The following is a 1672-nucleotide window of genomic DNA, read 5'->3' as shown; positions in this document are numbered from 1 at the left end:
ATTCGGAGAAGATCAAGCCATGGAGCGAAGAACTGATCGCGTACTGGCACTGCGCAAGCGCCGAAATGAATGCTTTTGGCTCTTGGTGTACATCTAGAACTCTTACGCCATCCAATGCAGACAGGCTCTGTACGTACGGGTTTGTTTGATCCACGTAGTGAGGAATGATGGCCAGATCAAATCGATCTCCCAACTGTGGTTTGTCCACCAACATGTTAGACAGGAAACCTGGGTCTCCGAGCGGAATGTCGGATAATCTGCTCCGCAGGGCTCGTGATAATTCGGTATAGGAAAGTTTCCCACGCAAAGCCAAAACCCGAGATGGTGCTGGATTTCCTATCCCCAATCTAGGATTCATGATTCCGCTACCCCAAACGTATGAATGTTCGGTGGCGCTTGCAAGAATACTTCCGGCACCGAGCAAGTGATTGGAGCTTAAATTAGAAGTCCATTTTGTTTCTTTTCCCGACACAGCGCGGACTATTTCGGGGGAAAATTTGTCCCCAACGTTGTTTATTCTAAGGAAGTAGTGTAGAGGTACCATACGTTAAGGTTATCTCTTTCTCGTGAAATTGATCTATAGTTGACTACTAATTTTTTTTAATGACGAATAGAGATTCATTTTGGATCGACGATTCGAAGTGTTTGGTAAATCCAAATAGCTTCTGCAGGCGGCTGAGATGATCTGAAAATGCTTCCTTTGTCCATGCATGAACGTGGATGTCTATCCGGTGTTTTAGCCCATGTTCTGCCGCAGCTACTAACTGGTCCTCCGAAAATTTTGGCTGCGATAAAGGGTGAACGAAGCGACAGTGTTCTATGTAAGAGTCAAGAAGAGTTGGACCTCCGCCTGTTTCGAGGTCCCCCATTAAATGCTCAAACGTAGTCAGCGGGCGGTTGCGGTCAGTAGTGAATCTCATGTCTGGTACGGCGAAAACATAAACCCCGCCGGATTTGAGACGTGCCAGACCCTCCCTAATTGAGCCGAATGGATTTGCCAGGTGCTCGATAACATGGGCTGAGATGATGAAGTCGAGGCTTTCGAGCTTTGTCCCAGCAAAAGTCTCCGCATCGATAAATCCGCCTTGGGTGATATTTGGGTCGGCAAAGTGAGTCTTCAAGGTCTCGTTGTCGCGGATATCGCCGTAGATCACAGTGGCCATAGACGGAACTGGAAACGGCCTATTGCCTGCCCCGACCTCAATGCCGACTCCTTCAATAAAGGCATTTGAAACCACGGCTCTTGCGCCGATGACCTCATGAAGTCCGGCTTTATCTTCGGCCTGTCGACGATCGCGATGCAAAGCCGCCGCTACCCGAGCAAGCTCGTCTTGCGAGCGTTTTGACCAAAACTCTATCGTCTCATCATCATTTGTTTTGATCACGCTTTTTTGGCTCCTGCCTGCAAGTTCTCTAACCAAGTCCACTGGTCGCTGAAGGAACGGGAATTTCTGGGCAATCTCGGCTCTGCGCATCCGACTCCCTTACATCAATCTTTTTGGCGACCCAAGAAGTTCCGATGGACCATCCGTAGGAATGGCCAAATCCATAGTAGGGTCTAGTTCGCACAAAAAACCTCTGGCTATGCCCTCGCCCCCGCAGTATGCGATACACCACGGCGGGGGCCGGGAATGGCACTTGGTAAGTTGAATGGTCGCGAAGGATCTTCGTG

2 protein-coding genes are annotated in these 1672 nt (G+C 49.4%); both read right to left on the bottom strand.

Annotation, left to right across the window (positions count from 1 at the left end; genetic code table 11):
- A partial coding sequence (locus EOB49_RS37075; protein ID WP_206526179.1) for a polysaccharide pyruvyl transferase family protein occupies nt 1-214 on the bottom strand: 214 nt, incomplete at its 3' end.
- A 376-nt stretch (nt 215-590) separates the two neighbouring features.
- Nucleotides 591-1385, bottom strand: a complete 795-nt coding sequence (locus EOB49_RS33095) for a class I SAM-dependent methyltransferase (protein ID WP_164781903.1) — start codon at nt 1383-1385, stop codon at nt 591-593.
- Between the last annotated feature and the right edge of the window lie 287 nt (nt 1386-1672).

The organism is Mesorhizobium sp. M7A.F.Ca.MR.148.00.0.0, assembly GCF_003997735.1.
GTDB lineage: Bacteria > Pseudomonadota > Alphaproteobacteria > Rhizobiales > Rhizobiaceae > Mesorhizobium.
This window is presented reverse-complemented; position numbering and strand designations above follow the sequence as displayed.